The organism is Pseudoalteromonas sp. TAE56, assembly GCF_000497955.1.
Taxonomy (GTDB): domain Bacteria; phylum Pseudomonadota; class Gammaproteobacteria; order Enterobacterales; family Alteromonadaceae; genus Pseudoalteromonas.
On the sequence record NZ_AUTN01000046.1, the window covers coordinates 1 to 6,275 of the forward strand.

General features: G+C 36.5%; 7 protein-coding genes and 1 pseudogene. 6 read left to right on the plus strand and 2 right to left on the minus strand.

Features of this window, described 5'->3' with window-relative positions; translation table 11 throughout:
- Positions 1 to 316, plus strand: a pseudogene (locus tag L656_RS0101620) (methyl-accepting chemotaxis protein); the annotation flags it as partial.
- A gap of 431 nt (positions 317 to 747) precedes the next feature.
- Here the strand turns inward: L656_RS0101620 and L656_RS0101625 are convergent.
- Positions 748 to 1,155: a phosphate ABC transporter substrate-binding protein gene (locus tag L656_RS0101625; protein ID WP_024597950.1), complete on the minus strand. Its 408-nt coding sequence runs from the start codon at positions 1,153 to 1,155 to the stop codon at positions 748 to 750.
- Positions 1,156 to 1,167: 12 nt separating this feature from the next.
- Complete coding sequence (locus L656_RS0101630) at positions 1,168 to 2,298, minus strand: porin (protein ID WP_024597951.1); 1,131 nt, start codon at positions 2,296 to 2,298, stop codon at positions 1,168 to 1,170.
- A 454-nt stretch (positions 2,299 to 2,752) separates the two neighbouring features.
- Here L656_RS0101630 and L656_RS0101635 point away from each other — a divergent pair, with 454 nt between their 5' ends.
- The 5 genes from L656_RS0101635 to L656_RS0101655 all read left to right on the plus strand — a co-directional run.
- A complete protein-coding gene (locus L656_RS0101635; protein WP_024597952.1) occupies positions 2,753 to 3,223 on the plus strand; it encodes a hypothetical protein in 471 nt (156 codons plus the stop codon).
- Between the two features lie 53 nt (positions 3,224 to 3,276).
- Complete coding sequence (locus L656_RS0101640; RefSeq protein WP_024597953.1) at positions 3,277 to 3,753, plus strand: hypothetical protein; 477 nt, start codon at positions 3,277 to 3,279, stop codon at positions 3,751 to 3,753.
- A gap of 60 nt (positions 3,754 to 3,813) precedes the next feature.
- Positions 3,814 to 4,512 (plus strand): fimbrial biogenesis chaperone, encoded by a 699-nt coding sequence (locus L656_RS0101645; protein ID WP_024597954.1) that lies wholly within the window; start codon positions 3,814 to 3,816, stop codon positions 4,510 to 4,512.
- Between the two features lie 74 nt (positions 4,513 to 4,586).
- Entirely contained in the window at positions 4,587 to 5,228 is a 642-nt protein-coding gene (locus L656_RS0101650) for a hypothetical protein (protein WP_241763409.1), read from the plus strand.
- 2 nt (positions 5,229 to 5,230) lie between these two features.
- Positions 5,231 to 6,275, plus strand: a 1,045-nt coding sequence (locus tag L656_RS0101655) for a fimbria/pilus outer membrane usher protein (protein ID WP_024597956.1), incomplete at its 3' end; no start/stop codon positions are given.

Here is a 6,275-nt window from a genome sequence, read left to right on the forward strand (position 1 = left end):
AAATGAATCTGTAGCAGCTATGACTTCAGCACGAGATATGGCAACAGATAATGCTACAGCCGCAGAGAAAACAGGTATTTCAATAGAGAAAATCGCAGAGCAAATGTTAGAAATTAATGGTATGAATTCGCAAATAGCAGCAGCGACAGAGGAACAAACATCCGTTGCAGCTATGGTAGTAGATAATGTGTCAAATATGCATGTATCGTTCGAAGATACTATGGACTCATTACTTGCTGTTCGCGACGTAGCCAAAAACCTTCACTACCTATCAGACAACCTATTAGATGCAACAGCTAAGTTTAGAATTGAGTAAAGCTTAGTACTGAGTCAGTATAAAAATCTACCCAAGGGTTGATGCCAGTTAGTTAACCGCTGACTGGCTTTTTTTTGGATATTTGACATACCTAGTTTATGCTCACCCTCGCTTTATTAGTAATATGTGATGCTCTACTTTAGCTTACGATTACTCTATTTATTTAGGGATACTCCCTGAGTTCTCAATAAACATAGTCTGAATTAAGTTAAAAATATTAATTACACACGTCGCAACACTCAGTTCACAGAAGTCTTCTGAATTGGGTACGTAGCTATTGGCTAGATGAAGTGTTGTAGTGGGTTGGAAAAGAAAAGGCTTCTGAATAAATTCAGAAGCCTTTATAAACGAACCAGAAGGCCGGTTTATCGATTAGTTAAATACTTATCAACCTATCTGCATTAACCTCTGGGGTTATATCAATTTTACTGCTAAAAAGTAGCAATTACTTTAACTTTATCGGTCACTTTAGCGCTATCAACATAGCCAATAGCGTCGTTATTAGCGGCAACAAAATCAATAACAGCTTGGTCAGTTGTTAGTTTTTCAGGTGGGGTACCTTTACCTGTAAATACAAGCTTTGACCAATATGCATTTAACTGACTGCTAGACTTACCCACTACTTTGTCGTTAAATTCATCGGCTACAGATGTACCGTCTTGATTTATAGGATTAACTTTATCGCCATTACTAAATGACTTACTTTTTCCCAGATAAATCTTTTTTATTGTGTCAGCATCTACAGAGCTAGCATTGCTTGGATTAATAATCACAGCAACTTCTGCAAATACATTAATTGAGCACAATGAAAGTGCACTTACTAAAATTAATTTTTTCATCATAGGCTCCAATTAAAAGACAAGATCTACACCGACAGCTACAACATCCGTCTCTGTATCAGTTATGTCATCTTCAAAACGACTAAAGTCGATCTTGAAAGCAGCGGAAGGATGAAAATCATAACGTGCACCAATTGTGTATACGTTACTTTGTGCACGAAGACCTTCAAGAGCACCATTTACAGCTGAATTTAAGGTTGGTATTGACTCAATGGTATTAAAACGTGATGAGTCATGTTTGTCATCATTGTCTTCATAAGTAAAATGAACAATTACACTGTCAATACGGTAACCAACTGATGCGTAATACTGTGACTGTTCTGGTAGTATACTGTCTTCAACCTCAAATTGCGTATATTCGGCATCAAACAAAAAGTTTTCATAATCAATAGAAAAACCAACGCCAACGAAGCTCGTTTTATCTTCTTCAGTGATTAGGTCATTCGCAGTATTAGTTAAGCCACTATCAGACAATACACTTACGAGACCAATTAGGCCGCTATCCTCTGATGAAATGCTAGTGTCGGCCACAATGTATGCAGCTCGCGCACTGAACCAGTCGTATGATAGACTCCAGTTTACACCGCCTAAATTATTTAATTCAGCAGGTAATTCTGTTCCAAATACATCAATATCACCATCGAATGCACCATAAAAGCCTTGAAGCGTAGAATCCCAATCACCCAATTGAGAGCTGTAAACTACACTAACTCCTTCATAAGTTGAAAATGGGATACCGTATACTGATTTTGGCGGACGTACCCAGCGATAAGCATAACCTACATCCAAGAAATCAGAGTACTTGTAAAAAGGAACACGCATTTTACCAGCGCTAAATTGCAGTTCATCGCTGTATTCATAAGTAACGTATGCCCATTCGAATGTAGCGTCAAAGTCATCCTCTCCACGCGCAATAATTTGAGCCGTAGCTGTTAGCTTTTCATGTAGGTCTGCAGATAATTGTAAAGCGAATTTACTCTCATTTTTAAAAGAGATATCGTCATCATAGCCGTACAAAGTACTGTCACTATCCAGACTTTTACCACCGACAATTGATGCAAAACCATTAATTCTTACCTCAGCACTAGCATAGCTAGATGCTAAAACTGCACATACAGCCACTGCTACAGATAGCTTTTTCATATGTTGTTCCTATTTGTTATTTAAATGTTGATTTCTTTATTAGTATAAGTGCATAACGAGTATTTATCTAATAAACAGAATGGTTTGAGGTGTTTATTTAATTTTTAATCAATATTATTTTGTTTTTTAATTAATCAGATGCGAATTTTTGTGTTTAAAAATGTTTAGTACTGGGGTTGAATATAAAATATACGCCTGATAATTCTTGTTTATAACGTCTGAATGTAACTTACAGGCCGTAACTATTACATTTACTGCTATATAGATTTGTTAACATCTAATTATAAGTGTTTTGCATAAGTTATTTAGTTTAAATGTTTATATTTTATATTGTCGTATAGTCGAAATTATCAATAAGTAAAGCTAGACATAAGCAAATAGAAACTTTCTAAACGGTGTTTTTATCATAGGATTACTCCTGTCTTAGCGAGGTTGTTCAAAGGAAATGGCGCTGATGAAGAAGCTAACTTGGTTTTTATTATGCTGCTTTGCAATGAATGCATCCAGTAACGATGAAGTAAGTTTAACTCTGGTAGGTCATATCTCACCAGTGTGCGGCTTTACTACTCAAAATAACAACCTACGTTTTTCTTCAGATGGCCTCGCGAGTACAAAGCTAGTGATTAATTGTAATTCACCTATGCGAGTATCAATGCAATCTGAAAACGGTGGCCTGCGCCATCAGCAAAGTACTCAAATAAATTCTTATAACCTAAATTGGTCAATAGAGGGGGTTTCAAGCGACGTTTCTGCAACAGCACTTGAGCTCAAATCTATGTACAATTTTGACGTTAATGAGATTTTATTTAACAGCGTAGCTAAATTACAACTAAAACTAGATGAGCCTTTAATTTATGCCGGAAGTTACCAGGATGTGCTTCGCATAGAAATGACACCATCGGTTGTATCTGGTGGAGTTTGGTAAAACACTAACTATTAAATATAAACAAATATGTCACATGGATAAGGAATATTAAAATGAAAAAGTTAATCGTGTTATCAGCAATCGCAACTCTAACATCTGGCGCAGCATTTGCTGAAAATCTAAATGTAGGTGGTGCAGTGTCATCGGTTTGTGGGGTGAGCAACATTAACACTACACAATTCTTTCAAACATTATCAAATGGTGCAACTAAAAATGTAGGTTTTGATTTGCAGTGTAATGATGTTGATGGTGCAACAATGTCATTAACAACATCTGAAGGACATTTACAAAATGCTGACCATGAAGATCGTGGTGTCGGCTACACAGCCAAGTTAACTGCAGGAACATTTGATTTTACGCTTTCAGCTGAAAATGGCCAAAACGATCAGTCTGAATCACAAAGTCAGCCTGGTTCGCCAACGCTTGCTGCCGGAGGAGTCGCAGGTAATATTTTACTAACTGTGACGCAAGCCCCTGTTTATGCAGGTACTTACGCAGATACGCTGATGCTAGCAATTACAGCTAACTAATCATTCAGTATATTAAAAGGCAGTAGCTACTGCCTTTTAATTTATTAAGAGGGACTTTATATGCGCTATCTATTTTTAATTGTTTTTTTACTTACTTCATACTCATCACAGGCTTTTCAAGTAAAGCCAATGGTCGCAGAGCTTGAATCATCAGGTAGCCAGTCACAGCAAACCATTCGCATATCAAACCCTTCAGATAGCCCTTTAACTATCGAAATATCAGCTTTTGATTTACTAATTGCTCCTAACGGTGATGAAGCATTAAAAGCGAACGAAGATGACTTTTTAATTATTCCTATGACTACGATTATACCGTCCGGAAAGAGTCAATCAGTAATTGTTCGATATATTGGGGAGCCAATATTAGAAAATTCGAAAGCGTACCGTATAGCCATTGATCAGGTATCTGTTGATTTAGAGAAAGCGGGGCAATCAGGCGTTGGTATGTCAGTTAGCTTTAGGACTTTGTTTAATGTGGTGCCTAAAGGTGCTGAGGCAAAATTATTAATTAAAAATAAACGCCAAGTAGATACAGAAACATGGAATGTGCTTCTGGAAAATACAGGCAATAAATATATTCGCTTATCGCAGGCACAGTGGCTTATTAAAGGCGATGATCAAGAGCTATTATTAGAAGGTGCTGAATTGAGTAAAGCATTGACTGGAAAAATTTTATTACCAAAATCTAGCCGTGAGGTCTCAATAAAAATTCCAACAAAATTTAATGCAGCAAGCAGTGATCTAGAGGTCAATTTTTAATGCTGCGGATATGCAGTTACTTTTTTATATATATAATTGTAATTGCACCTGTTTTTGCTGTAGAGGTAACGCCTATGGTGGTTACTTTCTCTCCTGATAGTCGTTCAAGTAACGCTTCTAGCTTGGTCCATAATCAATTACCAAGAGACATTGCTTTTGATATTCAAATTTACGAAATTAACTTTTCTCAAGGCACGCCTAAATTAATTTCTTTAGATGACTCTCCATTGTGGGTTTTTCCTCCATCGCTATTTTTGCAACCAGGGCAAAGCCAACAGTTGCAATTTAGATGGTTAGATAAAAAACTTCCTAGTACAGATAAAAGCTATCAAGTTAGTTTGATTGAGCAGCCCATTGCAAATCAGTCTATAAATAAACAGTCACAACTTACGATGTTGTTAAATGTAAATTTAATTGTTCATTTGGATCAACCTAGATTAGTTCCTAAACTGATTATAAAAGAACCTCATGTTGAGGATGGCTTTATCGTCACTGAAGTATTAAATGAAGGAAAAGGGGCTGGACGATTAAGTGATTATGAAATAAAGATTACTAAAAATAAAACCTTGAGCGATCGAATTTTAAAAGATCAATTAAAAGCAAACGGATACGATGTTTTTTTTGCTCCTAATAGCACCAGTGTCATAAAAGTCCCTATTCCGCAATCTTTACAGAGAGGAAGTTTAAATCATTTACGTTTAGTGCTGGCTCGCTAGTTATGCGAGTTTTATTATGCATATTTTTATTGAGCTTTACTCAATTATGTTACTCAAAAATTAACCCGTCTAAAAGAACCATCGAACTCAGCGTTGAAGCAGAACTGAATAAAAATGCTATTGGTAAATTAACTCTCGCAGTTGATCCAAATGATAATCTATCACTTAAATGGAGTGAAATTAAAGTTTCATTCGAACGACTTTTATTTTCAGAAGATTTTGATTCTTTAGAGTCTAAAGTTCATAAGAATATTGTTGATACAAAAGCATTAGAGTCATTTGGATATAATATTTCATTCGATATGAGTGATTTTAGCTTAGCAATATCAGTACCTCTTACTCTGACTCGCCCTCAGCAGCTAAGTTTAAAATCTGATTCAAGGAATTTAACAGCATTGGAACCCGCTAAACTAAGTGGGTTTATTAATGCTTATTCAAGTTATTTTTATCAGCAAGATAAAAGCGAGGACACAACAGATGAGCTTTTAGCTATTCGCTCTGAAATGGTAGTGAGCTGGGAAGGGTGGGTTTTAGAAAACGAAGTTGAGTATTTATCTGAAGTAGCCCCTACTTCATCAAATATTAGGCGCTTAGGTACTCGTGTAATACATGACCTACCGCTCAGTGGGCTTCGGATATCAATTGGTGATAATTATAGTTCAGGTAGTTATTTTCAATCAACAGCACGGGTACTCGGTTTGTCGCTTTCACATGATTTTTCGCTAGTTTCTGACAGACCTATCAGGCCCAGCGCTTCACGTAGCTTTACCTTAGAGAGTCCATCCTCTGTAGAGGTGTTAGTTGGCGAGCGGATAGTACAAAAGCTTAATTTAGCCGCAGGTATATATTCTCTTGATGATATTCCCCTTACTGAAGGAAGCAATAATATTACTCTGAGGATCACTGATATAGCAGGAGTAGTCCGTTTTGTTGATTTTGATGTAACGACCGGTTTAGATCTTTTTGCTCAAGGGCAACTTGAATATGAGTTTCATTTAGGTGTTCCTTCACGCTTAGGTAGTGATCTAGATTATGATTACGACGAGC